The following is a 23441-nucleotide window of genomic DNA, read 5'->3' on the forward strand; positions in this document are numbered from 1 at the left end:
AGGCCCCCGCCCGTCCGCCGATCTGCCCATTTTCCCGGCCGATTGACACGGCCGGACAGTTCATTTCTTTCTGCGGCCCCGCCCTGCCAGAACTTTCGCCTGGCCGGTCCAGTCGTCACGGCCGATACGGCCGTTGAAGCCGAGCTCGGCGTCGAACCGGGCGATTTCCTCGTCGGTCCAGGCGGCGATCGCAGCGAAGCTACGAATGCCCTTGGCGTTCAGCACCTGCTCCAGTTTTGGACCGATGCCGGCGATCAGCTTGAGATCGTCGGCCTTAACAGCCCGCGCAACCGGTTTCGCCTTCACGGCCGGCTTCGGCTGGCCGGGCTTCGTCTGGCTGACTGACTTCGTTTGGCTGACGGGCTTCGTCTGGCTGGCTGGGATCGGCTCGCTGACCGGCTTGACGACCGTCAGTGTCGGCCCTGCCTTCTTCTCTGCCGCCGGCTCGGTGAAAGCCTTGACGGCAGGGCGAATATTCTCCGGCCGGATATCGACATCGGCCGCCGGCTCGTCCGGCGGCGTGTCATCGAGGGCGGCAGCGACCTTGCTGGTGGCTTCCAGCGCGCTCTGCCAGGCCCCGAAGAAGGCGCCGGCCATCTGCGTCGAGAAACCGAAGCCGATCGCGGTTGCGGCGGCAAAGGCTGCAGCCGGATGCGCCATCAGCGGATGCACCGGCATTGCCTGTGCATTTTCAAGCATCTCGGCGGCAAGGCGGCCGAAACCCGCCGCGAAATCGGCGGCCTCTTCGTTTTTCCTACCCTTGGATGCAATGTCCGCCATGATTATTCAGCCGCCTCCAGAACCGCGCCGTGATCAAGCGCGCTTGCCGTATACTGGTCGATGCGCTTTTCGATCTCGGGACGGAAGTTACGGATCAGACCCTGCACCGGCCATGCGGCGGCGTCGCCGAGCGCACAGATGGTATGGCCTTCGATCTGCTTCGTTACCTGGAACAGCATGTCGATTTCGCGCTTCTGGGCATTGCCCTTGGCCATGCGTTCCATCACGCGCCACATCCAGCCCGTGCCTTCGCGGCAGGGCGTGCACTGGCCGCAGCTCTCATGCTTGAAGAAGGCGGAGATACGGGCGATCGCCTTGATGACGTCGGTGGACTTGTCCATAACGATCGCGGCGGCCGTGCCGAAGGAAGATCCGACGCCGCGCAGGCCGTCGAAATCCATCGGGCAGTCGATGATGTCCTTGGCCGGAACGATCGGGCAGGATGCCCCGCCTGGAATGACGGCAAGCAGATTGTCCCAGCCACCGCGGATGCCGCCGGCATGGCGGTCGACCAGTTCGCGGAAGGTGATGCCCATTTCCTCTTCGACCGTGCACGGCTTGTTGACGTGGCCGGAGAGCATGAACAGCTTGGTGCCGACATTGTTCGGACGGCCGATGGCCGAGAACCAACCGGCGCCGCGGCGCAGGATCGTCGGCGCAACGGCGATCGATTCGACGTTGTTGACCGTCGTCGGGCAACCGTAGAGGCCCATATTGGCCGGGAACGGCGGCTTCAGGCGCGGCTGGCCCTTCTTGCCCTCGAGGCTTTCGAGCAGTGCGGTTTCCTCGCCGCAGATATAGGCGCCGGCACCGTGATGGACGAAGATGTCCATATCCCAGCCGAGCTTGTTGTTCTTACCGAGCAGGCCATAGTCATAGCATTCGTCGATCGCCGCCTGCAGCGCTTCACGCTCGCGGATATATTCGCCGCGCACATAAATATAGGCCGCATTGGCGCCCATCGCGAAGCTGGCAACGACGCAGCCTTCGATCAGCGTATGCGGATCGTGGCGCATGATGTCGCGGTCTTTGCAGGTGCCGGGTTCCGATTCGTCGGCGTTGACGACGAGATAATGCGGGCGGCCATCGCTTTCCTTCGGCATGAAGGACCATTTGAGTCCCGTGGGGAAACCGGCGCCGCCACGGCCGCGAAGGCCAGACGCCTTCATCTCGTTGATGATCCAGTCGCGGCCCTTTTCGAGGATCTGCTTGGTGCCGTCCCAGTGGCCGCGGCTCATCGCGCCCTTCAGGGACTTGTCCTTAAGGCCGTAGATGTTGGTAAAGATGCGGTCTTTATCTTGTAACATGCTTCACCTCTTACCGCGGCTTCTTGCCGAAGACCTTGATATATTCCGCTTCCCCGCCCTTGGCGAGCGCCTTGGCCTGCTTGACCCAGTCATCGCGCTCGATGCGGCCGCGGAAGTTCAGATAGCCGTCGACCCATTCGCGTTCGGCCTTCTTCCAGCCTGCGACCTGCGCAAAGGTGAAGATGCCGATTTCGTTCAACGTTGCCTCGATCTTTGGGCCGACACCCGAAATCATCTTCAGATCGTCCGGCGCGGCGGGCTTTTCGATGCCGGCCGGACGGTTCTTGTCGGTCAAAGCAGGCTTTACCGTCGGAGCGGCTTCGGCCTTGACGGCAGCCTTCGGCGCCGGCTCGGCAGCCGCAGTGCCGGAGACCGGCTGCTCCTCGGCTGCCTTGGCGTTTTTCGCCGCCGCCTTCGGCGCCGTTGCCGGCGTCTTCAGGGCCGGGTTGGTCTCGGCATCCGTGCTCTTCGGGCGGGCGGCCTCGGAGGGCGGAACCGGCGCGGCGTCGACCGGAGCCGACACGGTTTCGGCATCGGCCTTCTTGGCGCGCGCCCTTACCTTCGGCTCTTCGGTCGTCAGCGAGGTCGGGCCGCCTTCAGGCGCCGAAAACACCCGGTCGATCTGCGTACCGGGCTTGATGCTGGCGCCATTGCCGGCGGCAAAAATGTCGATGATCTCTTCGAGACGCTCCGGCGTCAGATCCTCATAAGTGTCCTTGCCGATCATCACCATCGGCGCATTGACGCAGGCCCCGAGACATTCGACCTCTTCCCAGGAGAGCGTGCCTTCGGCATTACGCTCGAAGGCATGGGCATGGATCTTGCTCTTGCAGACCGACATCAGCGCTTCCGAGCCGCGCAGCATGCAGGGCGTCGTGCCGCAGACCTGCACATGGGCGCGGGTGCCGACCGGATGCAGCTGGAATTGCGTGTAGAAGGTCGCGACCTCGAGCACGCGGATATAGGCCATGTCCAGCATGTCGGCGATCTTTTCGATCGCCGCACGCGTGACCCAGCCGTCCTGCTCCTGCGCCCGCATCAACAGCGGGATGACCGCCGATTGCTGGCGGCCGGCGGGGTATTTCTGGATCGTCTTGTCCGCCCAGACCGCATTGTCATCGCTGAAGGCGAATGCGGCAGGCTGGAATTGATCTTCGGCTAATCGACGAACGGACATTCTTTCTCACGCCTTGTCAGTTTAGGGTTCCACACCGCGAAGCGGTCAAAGACTGCATTTCGCAGGCATAGGCCGACTGGTCTTTTTGCATAAACACCACGAATTTGCTGCCGTTCGGAATGGCAGCCTTGATCTGATAGCCCTTGGACAAAAGCTCGCCCATGGACGATTGCTGCGCCGGCGGCGTCTCCTCCTTGTGCCCCAGCGGCGTGCCAAGGCTATCGGACTCCTGAGCCGAAACCCCGGATGCCGAAAGAAGGATTGCGACGGCCAGCGGCAGAAGCTGCATCAGCGGTCCACCTCGCCGAAGACGATGTCGAGCGAGCCGAGGACAGCCGCGACGTCGGCAAGCTGGTGGCCGCGGCACATGAAGTCCATCGCCTGCAGATGGGCGTAACCCGGGGCGCGGATCTTGCAGCGATAGGGCTTGTTGGTGCCGTCGGAGACGAGATAGACGCCGAACTCGCCCTTCGGCGCCTCGACGGCGGCGTAAACCTCGCCAGCCGGCACGTGATAGCCTTCGGTATAGAGTTTGAAGTGGTGGATCAGCGCTTCCATCGAGCGCTTCATCTCGCCGCGCTTCGGCGGCACGACCTTGCCGTCGATCGACGAGAAGGGACCGGTCCTGGCATCCGAGAGCAGGCGGTTGACGCATTGCTTCATGATGCGGACCGATTCGCGCATCTCGATCATGCGGATCAGATAGCGGTCGTAGTTGTCGCCATTCTTGCCGATCGGGATGTCGAATTCGAGATCGGAATAACATTCATAGGGCTGGGCGCGACGCAGATCCCAGGCCGCACCCGAACCGCGCACCATGACGCCGGAAAAGCCCCAAGCCCAGCACTCCTCCAGCGAGACGACGCCGATATCGACGTTGCGCTGCTTGAAGATGCGGTTGCCGGTCAGCAGGTTGTCGATGTCGTCGAGCGCCTTCAGGAACGGGTCGCACCAGGCGCCGATATCCTGCACGAGCTGTTCGGGCAGATCCTGGTGGACGCCGCCCGGACGGAAATAGGCGGCGTGCATGCGCGAACCGCTGGCGCGCTCATAGAACACCATCAGCTTTTCGCGCTCTTCGAAGCCCCAGAGCGGCGGCGTCAGCGCGCCGACGTCCATGGCCTGCGTCGTGACGTTCAGGAGGTGCGACAGGATGCGGCCGATTTCCGAATAGAGAACGCGGATCAGCTGGCCGCGAATCGGGATCTCAATGCCGAGCAGCTTTTCGACGGCCATCGCATAGGCATGTTCCTGGTTCATCGGCGCGACGTAGTCGAGGCGATCGAAATAGGGCACGGCCTGCAGATAGGTCTTGGTCTCGATCAGCTTCTCGGTGCCGCGATGCAAAAGGCCGATATGCGGATCGACCCGCTCCACAATTTCGCCGTCAAGCTCCAGGACAAGACGAAGAACGCCGTGCGCCGCCGGATGCTGCGGTCCGAAATTGATGTTGAAGTTGCGGACGTTATGTTCGGTCATTTGCAACGCGCTCCGCTATTGCAGGCATAAGCCAGTGGGCAATAGGCAATAGTGTAGTTTTCAATTCTCATGTTCGTTCCGTCCATCCTGCAGGCGGCGAATGAGCGACCACAGCATCTTTCCTACTTCTGCGATCAAGGAAAGCGCCAACTGGGTTTGCGACACCGTGGCAATTCCTATTCGCGTCGAGAGTATCAGATGCGTTTCCAACTCCTTCAAAGACCCTTGGGCAATTTTCAAGTGGTGCACGTATCACCCGTTGATTCGCGTCCGTAACCTTCCGCGATGTTTGCCGCAATGGACGCTGCCGAACGTCTTACCTGGGAGGTAAGGCCATAAATTTCCTCTTTTGGAAATTCCTTTGTGAGGCCGTAACATTCAACCGCAAGATCCATGGACTGCTGCCACACCTTAAGATCCTGATAGGAATTAATCGCCGCCGCCATTCTCCCTTGTCACTACTGCCTGCTGGCTTCTGCCTGATGCCTAAGACTACTGCTTCGCCTTTTCATCCCCCGGCAGCACATACTCCGTGCCTTCCCAAGGCGACATAAAGTCGAAATTGCGGAATTCCTGTTTCAGTTCAACCGGCTCGTAGACGACGCGCTTTGCCGCGTCGTCGTAGCGTACTTCGACGAAGCCGGTGGTCGGGAAGTCCTTGCGCAGCGGATGGCCTTCGAAGCCGTAGTCGGTCAGGATGCGGCGCAGGTCCGGATGGCCGGTGAATAGCACGCCATACATGTCCCAGGTCTCGCGCTCGAACCAGTCGGCGCCGGGATAGACGGGGCAGGCCGAAGGAACCGGCGTATCTTCATCCGTTGCGACCTTGACACGGATGCGCAGGTTCTTCTTCGGCGACAGCAGGTGGTAGACGACGTCGAAACGCAGCTCGCGCTGCGGCCAGTCGACGCCGCAAATATCGATCAGGTTGACGAAACCGCATTTGGCGTCGTCGCGCAGGAAGGTCAGCAGCGCGACCAGGTTTTCACCCGTCGTCGTCAACGTCAGTTCGCCATACTTCATCTGCGATGCGGCGATCAGGTTGCCGCGCGCTTCGCCAAGGTAGGACGCAAGCTCAGTCAGGGCTTCACTCATATGCCTTGTCCTTAACCCTTAGCGTTCGATCGTACCGGTACGCCGGATCTTCTTCTGCAGCAAAAGCACGCCGTAAAGCAGCGCCTCTGCCGTGGGGGGACAGCCCGGCACGTAGATGTCGATCGGCACGATGCGGTCGCAGCCGCGCACGACAGAATAGGAATAGTGATAATAGCCGCCGCCATTGGCGCAGGAGCCCATCGAGATGACATAACGCGGCTCTGGCATCTGGTCGTAGACCTTGCGCAGAGCGGGCGCCATCTTGTTGGTCAGCGTGCCGGCGACGATCATCACGTCGGACTGGCGCGGCGAAGCGCGCGGTGCAAAACCGAAGCGCTCGACGTCATAACGCGGCATCGACAGCTGCATCATTTCGACGGCGCAGCAGGCAAGACCGAAGGTCATCCACATCAGCGAGCCGGTGCGGGCCCAGTTGATCAGCTCATCGGTCGAGGTGACGAGGAACCCCTTGTCGGCAAGCTCATTGTTGATCTCGCCGAAAAATGGGTCGTTGCTGCCGATCGGCTTGCCGGTCGAGGGATCGATAATCCCCTTCGGCTGCTGCGCAACAAGCGGCTGATTGCTCACAGGGGCTACTCCCATTCCAGGGCTCCCTTCTTCCATTCATAGATAAAGCCGATGGTCAGCACGAGAAGGAAGACCATCATGGACCAGAAGCCGAACCAGCCAATGGCACCGAAGGAGACGGCCCAGGGGAAGAGGAAGGCGACTTCGAGGTCGAAGATGATGAAGAGGATCGACACGAGGTAGAAACGGATGTCGAACTTCATGCGGGCGTCGTCGAAAGCGTTGAAGCCGCATTCGTAAGCCGAGAGCTTTTCCGAATCGGGCGCTTTGAAAGCCACGGCGAACGGCGCGATGAGCAGCGCCAGGCCGATGACAAGCGCGATAGCAATGAAGATAGCGATTGGAATATAAGAACTGAGCAGTTCAGTCATCATGTTCATCCCTGCTTGCCGGAGACGCCAGGCGGCGCATTTGGGCAAATGCCCGGCAAGCGAACGTGCGTTGCAACAAGCCGTGGTTAGCGCAGCCGAGGCCCCGGCGCAAGACTTTTACAGAGGCAATTCGACGCGTGTCGCGCGGACATTATCAAGCAGATGCAACGATGTCGCGACAAATCCGTGCAAGCCGTTTGAACCTGCATGCCTGACCATCGGAAACTGCATGGCTTTCGGAAGAAATGGCGCGAGTGACGGGGCTCGAACCCGCGACCTCCGGCGTGACAGGCCGGCACTCTAACCGACTGAGCTACACCCGCGCATTGACCGGCCATTTTGCGGCCGCGAGGATAAAGAGAACCGGACAAACGACAAATCACATCTGCGTTTTACAAGACTTGAAATGGCGCGAGTGACGGGGCTCGAACCCGCGACCTCCGGCGTGACAGGCCGGCACTCTAACCAACTGAGCTACACCCGCAATTCATTTCAAGCAGTCCGGATGCCTTCGCACCCTCTCCAAAACGGCTGCCCGTTTCGATGAGCGGCTAACTACGGGGTTCGCCTTTTAGTGTCAAGCAGGTTTGGAGACAAAACAATGACAGTCCGTGAATTGTTTCGGCGGGTTGGGCGCCATACGAACAAAAGCCGGCACTTCCGTCTTCCGCAGCCATGCTCAGGCGCAGACGCAGTGCCTTCGAAACGGAGAGGCTCGCTGCCCTCCCCTCACTTTTCCACAGCCGAGCCGAACCTACGTGGCATTGCAAGATACGGGACGGCCACCAAAAAAATCAAAAAATCTTCACAAACACTCTTGCGGTTTTGCCGCGATCCGCATAGATCACGGCCACCAACGCGGCAGGCCGATCCGGCTTCGTTTGCGATGGGCGATTAGCTCAGTTGGTAGAGCGCCTCGTTTACACCGAGGATGTCGGGAGTTCGAGTCTCTCATCGCCCACCATTTCCAAACTTTCCTGCTGCTTGTTCATCAGATTGAGGCTTCCGAATTAGCTCGCTAATCCGATCAGGATCTGCGCAAGGTGTTTTGTCAGGAGACACCTCATGAAAACCGTTGCGATTATCTCTACGCTGCTTCTCGCCAGCCTGGCTGCGCCGCCATGCATTGCCAGAGAGCCGGCGCAAGAGGTGTTCCTGTCTGCCGGGGATCAGGCGATTACAACCTCGGGAGAAACCCCGGCGCGTGAAGCCAGAACATATCTCCTGAGAATGCCGTCAGATCTGCCGATTAATTTTTCGGTCGATGCGGACAATTCGGCCTGCAGCTTGGAAATCAGCAAAGCCAGCCAGCGCGGCGTCTTAAGCACCATCAGCCGATTCCCCGCGTCTTTCAGAGACAGCGGTCAAAGTGGCGATAAATATACGTTTTCGTTTTTCCAAAACCGCGTTTCATTTATGAGCGGCGCCCGATGCGCCTTCTCATTTTCTCTGACGCAGATGTGACCATGTGATTGGGGTGATGGGCACGCCTTGCCGTCTGGCGGGCACTCATCGCCACCATCTCATCGCTTCGGCAGTTCTGGATTCACCGCCAACACCAGCCGCGAATCGTCCGCCGTTAGATCCGACGCAAAGCGAAGCGGTGATCGTTGCTAAATCCCACCCGCCGCCTATCGGTTCGTCACGACCCTCCCTATCGGGTGAACCGGCTGGCCGATGCCCCCGTGCGGCGGCACGCCACGGTCCGAGTTGTGGGCAGGACTGCGTTCTCTAGGCGGCATCCGGCAAGACGTTCCGGCGCAGCAAGGCTGCGCCCGGCGGCTTCAGATGCGCGCCGTCCGAAAGCCAGCGCTCCATAAAACGGACTACTCCCAGCCGCCGCACCACCTCCTATTGGGCGAATGGATAGAGGCCAGCAAAAGTGGGAGAATTCGTCGCCCGGAAAGTCTCCGCGCTTGAAGGTTCATCACGCCTGGAGGTGTGCCATGAGGACCCTGCGCTCCGCATTGACGCTGTGCATCACGATTGCCCTTGGCACGCCAAGTGCCATATACGTCGCCCTGCCCGGATATGCATTCAAGACGAATCCGCAATGCCAGCGCCACGAACCAAAGACGAAATTCGACAAGAGGTGCGACTGGCCGAGAGTGGGCTTCAAGGACTTTACGCCCCCGCTTGTGACCGTGCTTGGGATCTGAGGATCTTGGAACGGCACCGGATGCGTTTTCTCATTTTCTCCGACTGAGATGTGAGAGCGTGATCGGGGTAATGAGCATCCCGTTGTCCGGTGGGTGCTCATCGCCCACCATTCATCCCTTCGCCAGTTCTTTATCCACCGCCGAAACCAGCCGCGAATCGTCTGCCGTCACATCCGGCGCGAAGCGGGCGGCGACTTTGCCGTCGCGGCCGATCAGAAATTTTTCGAAGTTCCAGAGGATGTCGTCTTCGTCACCGCCTGTCATGCCGTGGGATTTCAGGCGTTCGCGCATCGGGCCGTCGCCCGTCGTCGCGACACCCGATTTGGTCAGCTGCCGATAAAGCGGGTGCTGGGCCTCGCCCTTGACCGAGATCTTCGAGAAGATCGGGAATGTGACGTCGTAGGTGCTGGTGCAGAAATCGAGGATCTCGGCGTCGGTGCCGGGCTCTTGGCCCTTGAAGTCGTTGGCGGGAAAGGCGGCGATGACGAAGCCGCGCTCGCGCTTTTCCCCATAGAGCTTTTCCAGTCCCTCATATTGGACGGTCAGCCCACATTTCGAGGCGACATTGACGACCAGGAGCACCCTGCCCTTGTATTCGTTCAGCGTGGTCTCGCGACCATCCACAGTCTTGACCGGGATATCCAGCACATTGCCCGTCACGGGAACCTCCAATTTCGTAAGGATATGTTTCGCCCAAGCTTAGCAATATCGCCGCCGTTGTCATCAGCGTCGGGATCAACTTGGCTTCCACAGGACGCCGGTGCGGCTTCCGGCCGCACCGGGCCTCAGCACCTCAGGCGGGAGACGTTTCCTTCACGTCGTCGAGCAGGAAGTGCACGACGAGATAATCCGTCTTGTAATGGCGACCGCTGTCCGACACGGAATCGACGCTGCCACCGTCCTTCGGGTGCCAGGCATGGTAATGGGGATTGGTGGTGATCAGGGTGATGGCCTTGCCATCTCTTTCGCCAAGCCGGAAGCGCATCTCGGCGAGCGGCCAGATCCGCTCGTAATCCTGCATGGTGATTCGCGCCTTCAGCGCCTTCCGCTGCAGCGGCGCTTCGCCGGCCTCGGCTGGTGTTTCCAACATCACCTCCTCAGCGCTGCTGATGATGGCGTTGAATTCTTCAGGCCACATGCGTCTCATGAAATCGCTCCTCCCGAGGCTTTTTCGTCAGTTCACAGATGGAACTTAGCGGTTTGTCCGAAAGAAGCAAATTCCTGTCATGCGGTTGTCATCGGTGCCGGCTGCTCCTACCTTCCCCTCGAACCGCATCAGGGCCGTCAGTCGCCCGCAATCCTGAGATCAGAGATGAAGACACGTGAAGACAGGCAGGCGCTCCGGGCGAGCATGCCGCGCACTCCGCTCAGCGCCCATCATATGGAAAACGCCCGTCTGCTGCCGGACCGCGGCGAGCTGCTCTACCGGATCCCAAATGGCGGCATCGGCGTCGAAGTGGGGGCAGCCTTCGGCGAATATACGGCGGAGATCCTGGAAAAGAATCGCCCGGCGCAGCTCTATCTCATCGATCCCTGGTCGATGGATCGCTACAGCTCCGGGCTTGACGCGATCCACACGAATTTCGCCGCCGAGATCGAGGCCGGCCGGCTGCATCTGATGCAAGGCACGTCGCTCGACAAACTTGCCGAATTCGAGGACGATTTCCTCGACTGGGCCTATATCGACACCGACCATTCCTTCGAGCTCACCTGGCAGGAGCTGCTGCTCTGCGAAAAGAAAGTGAAGCGGACGGGGCGCATTGCCGGGCATGATTTCTGCACCGGCAATACGGTGAAGCCGATCGTCTATGGCGTCGTCGAGGCGGTCACCAAGTTCTGCAAGGATTACGGCTGGCAATTCGAGTTCCTGACGGTCGAATCGCACGCGCATTTTTCCTATTGCCTGAAGAGGCTCTGATCAGTCTAAAGCGCGGCGCGATCTTTCAGATTCGCTTCACGCGCTTTAGGCCTTTGGTTTTGCGCATGTCTTTACCGCAAAACCGCTGCACACTTTTGCGTGACATGCTTTACGCTTGGCCGGAATATTGCTCGTCGCTGACCTTTTCCATCCAGTCGACGTGATTGCCGTCCAGCGCCTCATGAATGGCGATGTGCGTCATCGCCGTATCCGGGGCAGCACCGTGCCAATGTTTTTCGCCCGGCGCGAACCAGACGGTATCGCCGGCACGGATTTCGCGGATGTCCCCATCCCAACTTTGGGCGAGACCCTTGCCTGATGTCACGATCAGCGTCTGGCCGAGCGGATGCGTATGCCAGGCCGTCCGGGCGCCGGGTTCGAAGGTGACGGAGACCGCCCTCGCCCGGGCCGGCGCCGGCGCTTCCATCAGCGGATCCTGGCGAACGGCGCCGGTGAAATAGTCGGCCGGTGGCTTCGTCGAGGGGCGAGAGCCGACGGGTTTGATCTCCATGATCTTTCCTTTTCCATCCATGCGGTTGAAGCCTTGTAGCAGAACGATATTTCATCGGGGCGACCAATCAAAGCCGGATCGACAATTGCCGCAAAGTCACCCGGCTGATAGTGCCAGTGTCTTTCATCAGCGCGTCGCATCTTGCTTGAATCATGCGACGCGCTTTGGCTCTTTGTTTTTATGCATGTCGTTGTCCCCGCACACTTCCGGGCGACATGCAGTAGGAAGGATTTTCATGAAACACCATGCTTTTGGCCGCATGCCCTTCACCGTCACCAATGTCGGCTTCGGCGCCTGGCAGATTGGCGGCTCCTGGGGCGATATCAGCGAGGCGGACGGACGCGCGGCACTGAATGCCGCCCTCGATGCCGGCATGACCTTCATCGATACGGCTGACGTCTATGGCGACGGCCGCTCGGAAAAGATCATCGCCGACGTGCTGAAGACGCGCAGCGGCGAACGGCCGATGGTCGCCACCAAGGCGGGCCGCCGCCTCAACCCGCATGTCGCGGAAGGCTATACCAAGGCTAATCTTGAAGGCTTCATCGACCGCAGCCTCACGAATCTTGCCGTCGACAGCCTCGACCTCGTGCAGCTCCATTGCCCGCCGCGCGACGTGCTTTACCAGCCCGAGGTCTTCGAGGGCCTGAGCGAACTGCAGAAGGCCGGCAAGATCAAAGGCTACGGCGTCAGCGTCGAAAAGGTCGAGGACGGCCTGAAGGCGATCGAATATCCCGGCGTCGTCAGCATCCAGATCATCTACAACATCTTCCGTCAGCGCCCCGATCACCTGTTCTTCCAGGAAGCGCGCCGCAGGAATGTGGCGATCATCGCCCGCGTGCCGCTCGCCAGCGGTCTTCTCTCCGGCAAGATCACCCGAGACACACATTTTGCCAGCGACGACCACCGCAATTTCAACCGCAACGGCGAAGCCTTCGATGTCGGCGAGACCTTTGCCGGCGTTCCCTTCGAGGTCGGCCTGCAGGCGGTGGAAGAGGTGCGCAAGCTGGTGCCCGAAGGCGCGACCATGGCCGCCTTCGCGCTCCGCTGGATCCTGATGAGCGATGCCGTCACCGTCGTCATCCCCGGCGCCCGCAATCCCGAGCAGGCCAAGGCCAACGCGGCCGCCGCCGACCTTGCGCCGCTTTCGGCCGATGTCATGTCGGCAACGCGCGAGATCTACGAGCGGCTGATCGCGCCGCATGTGCATCAGCGCTGGTAGGCATCCAATACTCCGAAACGAAAAAATGGCCGGGTTTTCGCCCGGCCATTTTCATGTGGTGGAACCGTCAGAAGCTCAGTTCGTGCCGACCAGGTCGACCGGGAAGAACAGGGTCTCGCCGGAGGAATCGCTGACGCCGTCATTGTCGGTGACTGCGTAAGGTTTGCCCGATGCGTCGAAGGTGAAGCCTTCGAGCTTGTCCAGGACATAGCCATGGGTCGCGGTCTTGAGCTCACCGAGGAAGTCATGGGCTTCGGTTTTCTTGACGACCGGCAGCTCGGCCCCGAGCTTGGCGGGCTTCAGCTCCGAAATCGCGACCTTGTAGAGCTTCTTCAGCCTAGCCGCATCGCCGACGAGGTTGTCACGCTCGATGATGTAGACGCTGTCGCCCTGGGCAGAGATTTCCGACAGACCGACCCAGCCGCTTTCCGTCTTGTCGAGCGGATAGCGAACGGCACCCCATTCCTTCTTCTTCGGATTGTAGGAGACGAGCTTGACGAAGCCCTTCTCGTCGTCGCCCCACTCGCGCTGGACCGCCATCCAGAGCGTGGTGTCGTCGCCGGTGCCGACAATGGTCACGCCTTCGAAGCCGTAGCGGATTTCGTTGGCGACGAGCTCCTTCGGCAGGGCGATCTCAGCCTTGATGTCGCCCTTGGCATTGACGTTGTAGAGCGCGTGCGGAACGAGACGCTCGCTATAGCCTTCCGAGGCGAGCCAGAAGGAGCCGTCGGCGGCAGCCGCAATGCCTTCGATGTCGAGCTTCTGGGCCGGGGCGCCGTCACGCTTGACGACGAGGGCGTCGGTGACGACGGCCGGCTTCTTGCTGGCGTCGATCGTGTAGATCGTCGGCTGCGAGCCCAGAACGCTGTCGCTGACGGCGTAGAGCATGCCCGGCTTGCCCGGAACGGCAGCGAGACCCGAAAGGGCTGCGAAGCCGATCGGATTGCCGTCCTTTTCGGCGGAGACGATCTGCGGATAGGCCTTCTCGCCTTCCGAGCGCTCGTAGATCATCACATGCGAACGCGCGCCGCCGTCCTTGCCGAGATCGAGCTCGTTGGCGGTCGCAAGAAGATTGCGGGCGGGAATGGCGATCGCGCCTTCCGGCGAAATGCCTGATGGAAGCAGCTGGACGAGTTCGGGATCGGCGCCGGTATCCTTATAGACGCCGACGACCGAGGCGCGCTCGGCGAGCAGGAAGAAATATTGCTCATCGCCGAACTTGGCGGCTTCGAGGCCTTCGGGCTCGACGCCCTTCGATCCAGAGCGGCTTTCCGGATAGTGGCCGATATGGGCGACGGCGCGTTCGAAGGATGCGCCCGATTCGTAGAGAAGCTTGCCCGTCTTGTCGAAGATGGTGAAGCCGCGCGAGCCGCCCTGGTAGTCGCCTTCATTGGCGACGACGAGGCGGTTGTCGTCCAGCCACTTCACGGCGTCCGGTTCGCGCAGCACGCCTTTGGCTTCGCCTGAGAATTTCAGGGCGCCGTCACGCTTGGTGTCGATACCGGTGAGATCGACGCTGCCGGCGGAGAAATGCGTCTTCACTTCAGCCGTGTTGGCGTCGATGATGACGATCTCGTTATTTTCCTGCAGCGTCAGGGCAATCTCGTTCAGGCTGTTGAAGGCGACGAATTCCGGCTCCGGATCCTCCGGGGCGACGCCGGCAAGCCCGGTCAGCGCCACGTGCTTGATGGTGCCGCAATCGACAGTGCCGTTCTTGAGCTGGAAGACGACGAGGTCGCCGGCCGGCATCTGCGGGATCTTGCCGTCATTGACGTCTTCGTCGCGCTCGTTTTCGATTGCGATGGTGCCGAGCGTCCTGTCCTTGTTGAGGGCGATCGAATCCGGCTGGCCGCCGAGATCGCACGTGTTTTCGATCTTCTTGGTCGCCACGTCGACGATCGCGAGGCGGCCCGAGGGCTTGGCCTTGCTTTCGGAGGTGTTGACGGCAACGAGCGCCTTGCCGGCGCTCGAGGTGACCGAGGTCGGCTCGCCGTCCATCATCAGCGCGCCACCGGCCTTGGGGGCCTTGGCATCGGTAATGTCGATAAAGCCGATCGCGCCGAGCGGGCTGTCGCTATAGATCAGCGTGTTGCCGTCGTCGGTCGCGGTGATGATTTCGGCGGAGCTCACCGAAAGCTTGTCCTTGTCAACAGGCAGGTTCTCTGCGACCGGGAAGGACGCGATGCGGTTGAAAACCGGCTCGGCCGCGGCCGGAAAAGCAACGGATGCGAGAAGCACGGCAGCAAGCGCTGCCTTGCGCGATGAAATTGTCATGAAATCCCCCATGTGTCGAACATTCGAAACATGAGTTTTCTGCGGGAGCGGCATGACAAAGGCATGACAGATGCGGCATTTTGCGTCAGATCATGTCAGGCGAGTTTCCGCTCCCGGCGCATCTCGTTTCGCATGATGAACAGCGAAGCAGACAGGATGAGAGCAGCTCCCAGCCAGAGGTAGCCCGCCGGCGCATAACCGAAGAACAGCCAACCGGCCAGCACGTTCAACGGCAGCTTCAGATCGTCAAACGGCTGGACGTAGGCGGCATCCGCTGCGGCATAGGCAAGCGTCAGGAAATACTGCGCTACGGCAGTCAGCAGCCCCGCCAGCAGGAACAGGGCAAGGGTTGCGCCCGTCGGCACTGCAAAGCCTGCCGCAAGCGCCAGCCCGCCATTTATCGGCGTCAGCAGAACGAGCAGCCAGACGGTGATCGTCTCCGGCCGTTCGATCCCTGTCAGGCTCTTGGTGATCAGCGACGAGGCGCCCCACAGCAGCGCCGAAAGCACAGGCAAGAGAGCCGCCCAACCAAAGCCGTCCGACCATGGCTGCAGGATGATCATCGCCCCGGTGAAGCCCGCCGCCGTCGCAGCCCAGCGGGCCGGGCCGACGCGCTCACCGAGGAAAAGCCGGGCGCCCAGAATGATGAAGAAGGGCGAGGTCATCACCAGTGCGATCGCCTGCCAGATCGGCACTGTGGCAAGGCCGGCGACCCAAGCCTCGACGCCAAGCGCGGCAAGCACGACGCGCGCGAGGTGACGCCAGGGATAGCGCGTCCGCATCGCCGCAAGGCCGAGCCTCTTCAGGAACGGCAGAGAAAACAGGAAGGCGAAACCATATTGCCAGAAGGCTGCCGAGGCCGAGGGGAAGGCAAGCTTCATCGTCAGCCATTGGGTGACGACGTTGAGAAGCGAAAAAGCAATGCCGGCAAGGACCATCCAGAGTGCACCGACAACGGCACGGGACGGCGAGACTGCAAGGGAAGTCTGATTCATGTCTTTCATCCAGAACAGGGACCAACATAAATCAGGACGTATGAACCCCGACCAAGCGACACAGGGCAACCCCTGCCCTTCGCATGGCCGACACTCATTCTCTTCCATCCGGACTTTAACCGTCGGCTCCGGAATTGCACCGGATCTGCTGACCCTTCCTCCGCATGGGCGCGGAAGGAGGCGCTCGCGGGCTCAGGCCGAAACCCTTACCGCCGGTGGGGAGTTTCGCCCCGCCCTGAGAACAGAAATGTCGTAGATCAAAGCCCGCGCTGCGGCAATACCTGCCAAACGCAAAAGGGGTCCGGCAAAGCCGAACCCCTCCCAAATCCTGCACAACCGGTCTCGTTTCCGGCTGGTGGATAATCTCAGATCAGCCGTTGACGGCGTCCTTCAGGCCCTTGCCGGGCGTGAATTTCGGCACGTTGCGAGCCGGAATGTCGACTTCAGCGCCCGTCGACGGGTTACGGCCCTTCGTTGCGGCACGATGAGAAACGGTGAAGCTGCCGAAACCCGCGAGGCGGATGTCGCCCTTGTTCTTGAGTTCAGCCTGGACAACGTCAAAAACCGCGTCAACAGCGGAAGCCGCGTCAGACTTCGTCAGTCCTGCCTTTTCGGCTACTGCGGACACGAGTTCATTCTTGTTCATGTTTCCACCCCTTTCTAAATGGTATGAAACGACTCAAAAGTAAGCTAGGCGCAGAATAGGTTTCATCAGGCCCGCCGAAAACCCAAAAGCCCTGCAAATCAAGGAAAAGCAAGCGTCTACATGACGTTTTCACAAAAAAGGCTGACGTTTCCGCCAGCCTTTTTCCGTGTTTTGCGCCAATTGGGCATAAATGTGGCAAAGGCCACTCAATGCGCTATGGTTGCGCCTGTCTCGTCGAGGCCTTCGACCGATGTGATGACCGGCGTTTCCACCGTACCGTCCCATTCGATCGGCTCCGGCCGCCGGATCAGTGCGTGCTTGATCACCTCGCCCATGCGGGATACCGGGATGATCTCCATATTGTTCTTCACGTTGTCAGGAATCTCCGCCAGGTCCTTGGCGTTTTCCTCCGGAATCAGCACCTTCTTGATGCCGCCGCGAAGCGCTGCGAGCAGCTTTTCCTTGAGACCGCCGATCGGCAGCACACGACCGCGAAGGGTGATTTCACCGGTCATGGCCACATGCCTGTCCACCGGGATACCGGTCATGATCGAGACGATCGCGGTTGCCATGGCAACGCCGGCCGAAGGGCCATCCTTCGGCGTCGCACCTTCCGGCACGTGCACGTGGATATCGCTCTTGTCGAAGCGCGGCGGCTCGATACCGAAATCGACGGCGCGCGAGCGGACATAGGAGGCCGCTGCCGAGATCGATTCCTTCATGACTTCCTTCAGATTACCGGTGACCGTCATGCGGCCCTTGCCCGGCATCATCACACCTTCGATGGTCAGCAGCTCGCCACCGACTTCCGTCCAGGCAAGACCGGTCACAACGCCGACCTGATCCTCGCCCTCGGCTTCGCCATGGCGGAAGCGCGGGACGCCCAGATAGTCGGAGATGTTGGCGGCCGTCACGTGAACGGCCTTCGTCTTGCCCTTGATGATCTCGGTGACCGCCTTGCGGGCGAGTTTCATCAATTCGCGTTCGAAGTTGCGGACGCCGGCTTCGCGGGTGTACTGCTGGCTGATCGCCATCAGGGCGTCGTCGCTGACCGAGAATTCTTCCGGCTGCAACGCATGTTCCTTGATGGCCTTCGGCAGCAGGTGCCGCTTGGCGATTTCGCGCTTTTCATCCTCGGTGTAGCCGGCGATACGGATGATCTCCATGCGGTCCATCAGAGGCGCTGGAATGTTCAGCGTATTTGCCGTCGTGATGAACATCACATCCGACAGGTCGTATTCGACTTCCAGATAGTGGTCCATGAAGGTCATGTTCTGGGCCGGATCGAGGACTTCGAGCAGGGCCGAGGACGGATCGCCGCGATAGTCCTGGCCGAGCTTGTCGATCTCGTCGAGCAGGAAGAGCGGGTTGGACTTCTTCGCCTTCTTCATCGACTGGATGACCTTGCCGGGCATCGAGCCAATGTAGGTGCGGCGGTGACCGCGGATTTCGGCTTCGTCACGAACGCCGCCAAGCGCCATGCGGACATACTCGCGGCCGGTCGCCTTGGCGATCGACTGGGCGAGCGAGGTCTTGCCGACACCCGGAGGACCGACGAGGCAGAGGATCGGGCCCTTGATCTTGGTGGCACGGGCCTGCACGGCCAGATATTCGACGATACGCTCCTTGACCTTGTCGAGACCGAAGTGATCGGCTTCGAGGATCTTTTCGGCATTGTTGAGATCGGCCTTGATCTTCGACTTCTTGCCCCAGGGGATGCCGAGCAGCCAGTCCAGATAGTTGCGCACGACGGTGGCTTCCGCCGACATCGGGCTCATCTGGCGCAGCTTCTTCAGCTCCGCATCGGCCTTTTCACGGGCCTCCTTGGACAGCTTGGTCTTGGAGATGCGCTCTTCCAGTTCGCTCATCTCGTCGCGGCCTTCCTCGCCGTCACCGAGTTCCTTCTGGATCGCCTTCATCTGTTCATTGAGGTAGTATTCGCGCTGGGTCTTTTCCATCTGGCGCTTGACGCGCGAGCGGATGCGCTTTTCGACCTGCAGCACCGAGATCTCGCCTTCCATGAAGCCAAGGGCCTTTTCGAGGCGCTGCTTGACGCTGGTGGTCTCCAGCATCTCCTGCTTCTCAGTGATCTTGATCGACAGATGCGAGGCGACCGTATCGGCGAGCTTGGAATAGTCGTCGATCTGGCTGGCGGCGCCGACCACTTCGGGCGAAATCTTCTTGTTGAGCTTTACGTAGCTCTCGAATTCGGAGACGACCGAACGCGACAAGGCTTCCAGTTCGACCGGATCATCGTGCGGCTCCTCGAGCACATGGCCGAGCGCCTCATAGAAATCCTCGCGGCTGGTATAGGTGTCGATCTCGGCGCGGGCGCGGCCTTCGACCAGAACCTTCACGGTGCCGTCGGGCAGCTTCAAGAGCTGCAGCACGTTCGCCACGGTGCCGACATTGTGGATCGCGGAAGGATCCGGATCGTCATCGCTGGCGTTGATCTGCGTCACCAGCATGATCTGCTTGTCGGAACCCATGACCTCTTCGAGCGCACGGATCGACTTTTCCCGTCCGACGAACAGCGGCACGATCATATGCGGGAAAACCACGATGTCGCGCAGGGGCAGAACAGGGTAGGCAGTGCTGCTCGCTACAGACGTTTTCTTCGTCATTTTATGTCCTTTCCATCGTCCCGTTGCCGGGCTCTCTGCACGGCCGCTTGGGACCGGCCGGCACTCTCACTTGTTGCTACAAGTGGAGGTTCTGACTACGCTTTTCAAGCCACGCAAACGCCCGCGTCCCTCGGATGTGACAGCTTTATTACAACGGAACGCCAACACTATGAAGCGCGTGGCTGGACCGGCGCTTACCACTTCCGACCCGGCTAAAATACAAACGCCAGCAAGAGGCTTACGGAATTATTGCATCATTGCCAAGCACGACCCTTTGCGCAACATCGGCAAAGGCAATTTCGGTTCCCACGGGTAAATACTAACAGGGCCTCGCATGGTTTTTCAAATAGAAAGGGGCCCGCCTATGGCAAGCCCCCAAAATAATCACGCGAAAGCCGTAAAGATCACGCCGAAGCGTTGGCTTTTTCTTCCTGGCGATCGGCATAGATGTAAAGCGGACGGGCCGAACCGCGCACCACTTCCTCGGAGATGACGACCTCGCGCACGCCTTCCAGCGTCGGCAGTTCGAACATCGTGTCGAGCAGGATCTTCTCCATGATCGACCGAAGGCCACGGGCGCCGGTCTTGCGCACGATCGCCTTGCGGGCGATTTCGCGTAGAGCGTCCTCGTGGAAGTTCAGTTCCACGTCTTCCATCTCGAACAGCCGCTGATACTGCTTGATCAGCGCGTTCTTCGGCTCGGACAGGATCTGGATCAGCGCGTCCTCATCGAGGTCCTCGAGCGTCGCCAGAACCGGCAGACGGCCGATGAACTCGGGGATGAGGCCGAACTTGACCAAATCTTCCGGCTCCAGTTCGCGCAGAACCTCGCCGACGCGGCGGTCATCCTGCGACTTGACAGAGGCGCCGAAGCCGATCGAGGTCTTCTCGCCACGGGCAGAGATGATCTTGTCGAGGCCGGCAAAAGCGCCGCCGCAGATGAACAGGATGTTCGTCGTGTCGACCTGCAGGAATTCCTGCTGCGGGTGCTTGCGACCGCCCTGCGGCGGAACGGAAGCGACCGTGCCTTCCATGATCTTCAGCAGCGCCTGCTGCACGCCCTCGCCCGAGACGTCGCGGGTGATCGACGGGTTGTCGGACTTGCGCGAAATCTTGTCGACTTCGTCGATGTAGACGATGCCGCGCTGCGCACGCTCGACATTGTAGTCAGCCGACTGCAGCAGCTTCAGGATGATGTTTTCGACATCCTCGCCGACATAACCGGCCTCGGTCAGCGTCGTCGCATCGGCCATGGTGAAGGGAACGTCGATGATGCGGGCGAGCGTCTGGGCAAGATAGGTCTTGCCGCAGCCGGTCGGGCCGACGAGCATGATGTTCGACTTCGCCAGCTCGACTTCGCCGTTCTTGGAGGCGTGCGCCAGGCGCTTGTAGTGGTTGTGAACGGCAACCGACAGGATCTTCTTCGCCTGCCGCTGGCCGATGACATATTCGTCGAGGACCTTGATGATGTCCTGGGGCGTCGGAACGCCGTCGCGGGACTTGACCATCGAGGACTTGTTCTCCTCTCGGATGATGTCCATGCACAATTCGACGCATTCATCGCAGATGAAGACGGTCGGTCCGGCAATCAGTTTCCGGACTTCGTGCTGGCTCTTTCCGCAGAACGAACAATAAAGCGTGTTCTTGGAGTCGCCGCCGTTGCTGCCGCTGACCTTGCTCATATCACTTTCCTTCCAGCACGCCGCATTTCAAGGCGAAATCGCGGTCCACTCTATCAGCTCCTGGCGGCACTCCGTTTCCGGAGCCTTTGCCGAGAAGGGCTTCAGGGGGTACCAACCGGGGCCAATCAATCATGTCCTGGTCCCGGCGGCAACGAACTCCCCTTCGAATGCCGAATGCTATGTCATAAAAATTCAACATAGCATTAATAGCTACTATTAGCGTCTTCGTCGCCGTATGAAAGCCCTTGTTCAATCACAAATGGGATAGAACTGTGGCGAGGAAAACACCATCCCTATTAATTACTAGGCCTGTTCGCCTTCCATTTCGAGGCGCGACGTCAGAACCTTGTCGATCACGCCCCAGCTCTGCGCTTCGTCCGCATCCATGAAATGGTCACGATCGAGCGTCTTTTCAACTTCCTCGTAGGTGCGGCCGGTGTGCTTGACATAGACCTCGTTCAGGCGACGCTTCATCTTGAGGATGTCGCGGGCATGACGCTCGATGTCTGAAGCCTGACCCTGGAAGCCGCCCGAGGGCTGATGCACCATGATGCGGGAATTCGGCGTGGCAAAGCGCATGTCCTTGTGGCCGGCCGCGAGAAGCAGCGAGCCCATGGATGCGGCCTGGCCGATGCAGAGCGTCGAAACCGCGGGCTTGATGAACTGCATCGTATCGTAGATCGCCATGCCGGCGGTGACGACGCCACCGGGCGAATTGATGTAGAGGGCGATTTCCTTTTTCGGGTTTTCGGCCTCGAGGAAGAGGAGCTGGGCGCAGACGAGCGTCGCCATGTGGTCCTCGACAGCACCTGTCAGGAAGATGATGCGTTCCTTCAACAGGCGGGAATAGATGTCGTAGGAGCGTTCACCGCGGTTGGTCTGTTCCACGACCATCGGAACGAGGGCCATTGCGGTATCGACTGGGTTTCTCATGTGCGTCCTTTGTCAACGTCTCGCCGGCCGGCGCCGGGAATCAAAGAAAAATGTCTTACCCCTACATAGAGTGTCCCGGCCCTCCTCTTCAAGACACGCATGAGGATAACGTTAAGAAGGCGGGGCAAGGCGGCTCCTGTTAGCCTCTTTCCCCCAAACGCCTGTTAACGGCGAGCCCTTGGTACGGTCTCCCCCGGCTTTTCTCCATGACAGGATGAAGGAAGGCTTACTCTATTCGACTGTGCTCATACACGTTTACCCGACGGAAAGCCTACCGGCAGATATCGGCCTAAAACAATGCCGCAGCGCAGCGACATTAAGGAAGTGGCGAGCTTCCTCGGCAAGGATGCGAACGGACAGACGAGGGGTTGCTGCCGTGTTCAATTTCGCTACAGGTCTCGCCATCTGGTGTTCCGAGGCCATGACGCTCGCTTTGGTGCTGTTCGTCGCCTGGCGCCACAACGTCAGGAACGAGGCCTATCTCTATTGGGGCCTGGGCTTCCTGCTGACCGGCATCGGCTTTGCGATGGTCGCGCTGCGCGGCGAAATCCCCAGCGTGCTTTCAGTAGAGGCGGGCAATGCCATCGCCCTGCTCGGCCAGAGCGCCTGGGTGGCTGGTTTTCTGGCACTCGACCGCAAGCGGATCGAATGGTGGGCACTGCTGCCGCCGGCAATCTGGCTCGCCGGTGTCTTCCTGCCCTGGGTCAACAGCGATTATTCAAACCGGGTGGTGCTCTACAACCTTGCTTCGGCGACGGGTGCGACGGCACTCGCCATGGCGGTGGCCGCCGGCGACATGCGCCGTGAGCGTACCCGCATCAAGCTGATGGGTGTGTTCATCCTCCAGGGCTGCCTGTGCTTTGGCTCGGCGCTGACGATGGCATTGACGATGCCAAGCGATATCGAGGCGACCAATCTAGGCGGTGCCTCCGCCATGGCCAGCGCCTTCCTGCTGACCATCGCCTTTGCGTTCACCTGCCGGCTGATCATGGAGCGCTCTGAACGGCACCTGCGTGCCCTCACCCTGACTGACTCGCTGACCGGCGTGCTCAACCGCCGCGGCCTGCTCGGCTATTTCGACGGCATCCAGGAACGTGCTCATAACGAGCAGCGCCAAGTCGCGGTGATCCTTTTCGATCTTGACCATTTCAAGCGCGTCAACGACCGTTTCGGCCACCAGTCCGGCGATGCCGTGCTGACCGCCTTCGCGCGCATGGCCCGCCAGTATATTCCGAACAACATCTTCGGCCGCATGGGCGGCGAGGAATTCGCCGCATTCGCCGCCGTCGCGGACCAGACGGAAGCCGAGGCGATCGCCGAAGCGATCCGCACCGAATTCTGCCGTCTTCCCGTCAGCACCGGCGAAGCGATCGTTCCGGTCACCGTCAGCATCGGCATCGCGCTCGCCTCCTCGATCGAAGCCAATATCGACAAGCTGATCTCGGCCGCCGACCGGGCGCTCTATGCGGCGAAGGGCGCCGGCCGCAACTGCACGGTCACCTTCGGCGAAGCGGAGGCCGCTGCCCCTGCACCGGCCACGCCGAGCAGCACTGCCGGCGAACTCGTGCCGACGATCGACGACCAGGTGGAAGCGCTGCGACGCATGGGCACACTGTCACGGGCCGGGTAGTCCGGGATCGCTTGCCCCACATCTTTCCGAGGTCCGGCAAATCCGATAAG

General features: G+C 60.5%; 22 protein-coding genes, 3 tRNA genes, 1 pseudogene and 1 riboswitch. Of the genes and pseudogenes, 6 read left to right on the forward strand and 20 right to left on the reverse strand.

Features of this window, described 5'->3' with window-relative positions:
- Nucleotides 1-60 precede the first annotated feature (60 nt).
- From G9X68_RS00595 to G9X68_RS00645, 11 genes and pseudogenes are all read right to left on the reverse strand, one after another.
- Nucleotides 61-780 (reverse strand): 5' DNA nuclease, encoded by a 720-nt coding sequence (locus G9X68_RS00595; protein WP_171600872.1) that lies wholly within the window; start codon nt 778-780, stop codon nt 61-63.
- 2 nt (nt 781-782) lie between these two features.
- Nucleotides 783-2087, reverse strand: a complete 1305-nt coding sequence (gene nuoF / locus G9X68_RS00600; protein ID WP_003558451.1) for an NADH-quinone oxidoreductase subunit NuoF — start codon at nt 2085-2087, stop codon at nt 783-785.
- Nucleotides 2088-2097: 10 nt separating this feature from the next.
- Nucleotides 2098-3264, reverse strand: a complete 1167-nt coding sequence (locus G9X68_RS00605; protein WP_171600873.1) for an NADH-quinone oxidoreductase subunit E — start codon at nt 3262-3264, stop codon at nt 2098-2100.
- A 16-nt stretch (nt 3265-3280) separates the two neighbouring features.
- Nucleotides 3281-3553, reverse strand: a complete 273-nt coding sequence (locus G9X68_RS00610) for a hypothetical protein (RefSeq protein ID WP_025394095.1) — start codon at nt 3551-3553, stop codon at nt 3281-3283.
- Nucleotides 3553-4743 carry an NADH-quinone oxidoreductase subunit D gene (locus G9X68_RS00615; RefSeq protein WP_025394094.1) on the reverse strand — a complete coding sequence of 397 codons (1191 nt, stop codon included), beginning with the start codon at nt 4741-4743 and terminating at the stop codon, nt 3553-3555. The genes G9X68_RS00610 and G9X68_RS00615 overlap by 1 nt, the downstream gene beginning before the upstream one ends.
- 60 nt (nt 4744-4803) lie before the next feature.
- Nucleotides 4804-5189 (reverse strand): annotated as a pseudogene (locus G9X68_RS00620) (four helix bundle protein).
- 46 nt (nt 5190-5235) lie between these two features.
- Nucleotides 5236-5838 carry an NADH-quinone oxidoreductase subunit C gene (locus G9X68_RS00625; protein WP_003558447.1) on the reverse strand — a complete coding sequence of 201 codons (603 nt, stop codon included), beginning with the start codon at nt 5836-5838 and terminating at the stop codon, nt 5236-5238.
- Nucleotides 5839-5856: 18 nt separating this feature from the next.
- Nucleotides 5857-6441 carry a NuoB/complex I 20 kDa subunit family protein gene (locus tag G9X68_RS00630; protein WP_003547368.1) on the reverse strand — a complete coding sequence of 195 codons (585 nt, stop codon included), beginning with the start codon at nt 6439-6441 and terminating at the stop codon, nt 5857-5859.
- Entirely contained in the window at nt 6432-6797 is a 366-nt protein-coding gene (locus G9X68_RS00635) for an NADH-quinone oxidoreductase subunit A (RefSeq protein WP_010055493.1), read from the reverse strand. The genes G9X68_RS00630 and G9X68_RS00635 overlap by 10 nt, the downstream gene beginning before the upstream one ends.
- Nucleotides 6798-7043: 246 nt before the next feature.
- A tRNA-Asp gene (locus tag G9X68_RS00640) sits at nt 7044-7120 on the reverse strand.
- Between the two features lie 84 nt (nt 7121-7204).
- Nucleotides 7205-7281: transfer RNA gene (locus G9X68_RS00645), tRNA-Asp, on the reverse strand.
- Nucleotides 7282-7685: 404 nt separating this feature from the next.
- On the opposite strand from G9X68_RS00645, the gene G9X68_RS00650 reads away from it, so the two are divergent.
- The 3 genes from G9X68_RS00650 (at nt 7686) to G9X68_RS32255 (ending at nt 8956) form a co-directional block, all read left to right on the forward strand.
- Nucleotides 7686-7761: transfer RNA gene (locus tag G9X68_RS00650), tRNA-Val, on the forward strand.
- 101 nt (nt 7762-7862) lie between these two features.
- A complete protein-coding gene (locus G9X68_RS00655) occupies nt 7863-8261 on the forward strand; it encodes a hypothetical protein (RefSeq protein ID WP_171600874.1) in 399 nt (132 codons plus the stop codon).
- Nucleotides 8262-8743: 482 nt separating this feature from the next.
- On the forward strand, nt 8744-8956 hold the full coding sequence (locus G9X68_RS32255; protein ID WP_342355307.1) for a hypothetical protein: 213 nt from the start codon (nt 8744-8746) through the stop codon (nt 8954-8956).
- Nucleotides 8957-9067: 111 nt separating this feature from the next.
- Here the strand turns inward: G9X68_RS32255 and G9X68_RS00660 are convergent, their stop codons facing one another.
- Together G9X68_RS00660 and G9X68_RS00665 are read right to left on the reverse strand one after the other, a co-directional pair.
- On the reverse strand, nt 9068-9616 hold the full coding sequence (locus G9X68_RS00660) for a glutathione peroxidase (protein WP_064649098.1): 549 nt from the start codon (nt 9614-9616) through the stop codon (nt 9068-9070).
- Between the two features lie 133 nt (nt 9617-9749).
- Nucleotides 9750-10103, reverse strand: coding sequence for a hypothetical protein (locus G9X68_RS00665; protein WP_171600875.1), 354 nt, complete (start codon nt 10101-10103; stop codon nt 9750-9752).
- A gap of 165 nt (nt 10104-10268) precedes the next feature.
- Between G9X68_RS00665 and G9X68_RS00670 the strand changes: the two genes are divergently transcribed.
- On the forward strand, nt 10269-10874 hold the full coding sequence (locus G9X68_RS00670; RefSeq protein WP_171600876.1) for a class I SAM-dependent methyltransferase: 606 nt from the start codon (nt 10269-10271) through the stop codon (nt 10872-10874).
- 109 nt (nt 10875-10983) lie between these two features.
- On the opposite strand, the gene G9X68_RS00675 is transcribed toward G9X68_RS00670, so the two are convergent.
- Entirely contained in the window at nt 10984-11385 is a 402-nt protein-coding gene (locus G9X68_RS00675; RefSeq protein ID WP_244956081.1) for a (R)-mandelonitrile lyase, read from the reverse strand.
- Between the two features lie 235 nt (nt 11386-11620).
- Between G9X68_RS00675 and G9X68_RS00680 the strand changes: the two genes are divergently transcribed.
- A complete protein-coding gene (locus G9X68_RS00680; RefSeq protein ID WP_171600878.1) occupies nt 11621-12607 on the forward strand; it encodes an aldo/keto reductase in 987 nt (328 codons plus the stop codon).
- 75 nt (nt 12608-12682) lie between these two features.
- Here G9X68_RS00680 and G9X68_RS00685 read toward each other — a convergent pair whose 3' ends face one another.
- From G9X68_RS00685 to clpP, 6 genes are all read right to left on the reverse strand, one after another.
- Nucleotides 12683-14881, reverse strand: coding sequence for an esterase-like activity of phytase family protein (locus G9X68_RS00685; protein WP_244956082.1), 2199 nt, complete (start codon nt 14879-14881; stop codon nt 12683-12685).
- A 95-nt stretch (nt 14882-14976) separates the two neighbouring features.
- A complete protein-coding gene (ribN, locus tag G9X68_RS00690; protein WP_425328632.1) occupies nt 14977-15885 on the reverse strand; it encodes a riboflavin transporter RibN in 909 nt (302 codons plus the stop codon).
- Between the two features lie 83 nt (nt 15886-15968).
- Nucleotides 15969-16123, reverse strand: a riboswitch (FMN riboswitch).
- Nucleotides 16124-16246: 123 nt separating this feature from the next.
- Nucleotides 16247-16522 (reverse strand): DNA-binding protein HupB, encoded by a 276-nt coding sequence (hupB, locus tag G9X68_RS00695; RefSeq protein WP_003558438.1) that lies wholly within the window; start codon nt 16520-16522, stop codon nt 16247-16249.
- A 206-nt stretch (nt 16523-16728) separates the two neighbouring features.
- On the reverse strand, nt 16729-19146 hold the full coding sequence (lon, locus tag G9X68_RS00700; RefSeq protein WP_003547341.1) for an endopeptidase La: 2418 nt from the start codon (nt 19144-19146) through the stop codon (nt 16729-16731).
- Between the two features lie 404 nt (nt 19147-19550).
- Nucleotides 19551-20828 (reverse strand): ATP-dependent Clp protease ATP-binding subunit ClpX, encoded by a 1278-nt coding sequence (gene clpX / locus G9X68_RS00705; RefSeq protein WP_003547337.1) that lies wholly within the window; start codon nt 20826-20828, stop codon nt 19551-19553.
- A 303-nt stretch (nt 20829-21131) separates the two neighbouring features.
- A complete protein-coding gene (clpP, locus tag G9X68_RS00710) occupies nt 21132-21761 on the reverse strand; it encodes an ATP-dependent Clp endopeptidase proteolytic subunit ClpP (RefSeq protein ID WP_003547334.1) in 630 nt (209 codons plus the stop codon).
- A gap of 214 nt (nt 21762-21975) precedes the next feature.
- Between clpP and G9X68_RS00715 the strand changes: the two genes are divergently transcribed.
- Nucleotides 21976-23391 (forward strand): GGDEF domain-containing protein, encoded by a 1416-nt coding sequence (locus G9X68_RS00715; RefSeq protein ID WP_171602122.1) that lies wholly within the window; start codon nt 21976-21978, stop codon nt 23389-23391.
- The last annotated feature ends 50 nt before the right edge of the window (nt 23392-23441 follow it).

Origin of the sequence: Rhizobium changzhiense (genome assembly GCF_013087625.1) — a bacterium.
GTDB classification, from domain to species: Bacteria; Pseudomonadota; Alphaproteobacteria; order Rhizobiales; family Rhizobiaceae; genus Rhizobium; species Rhizobium sophorae.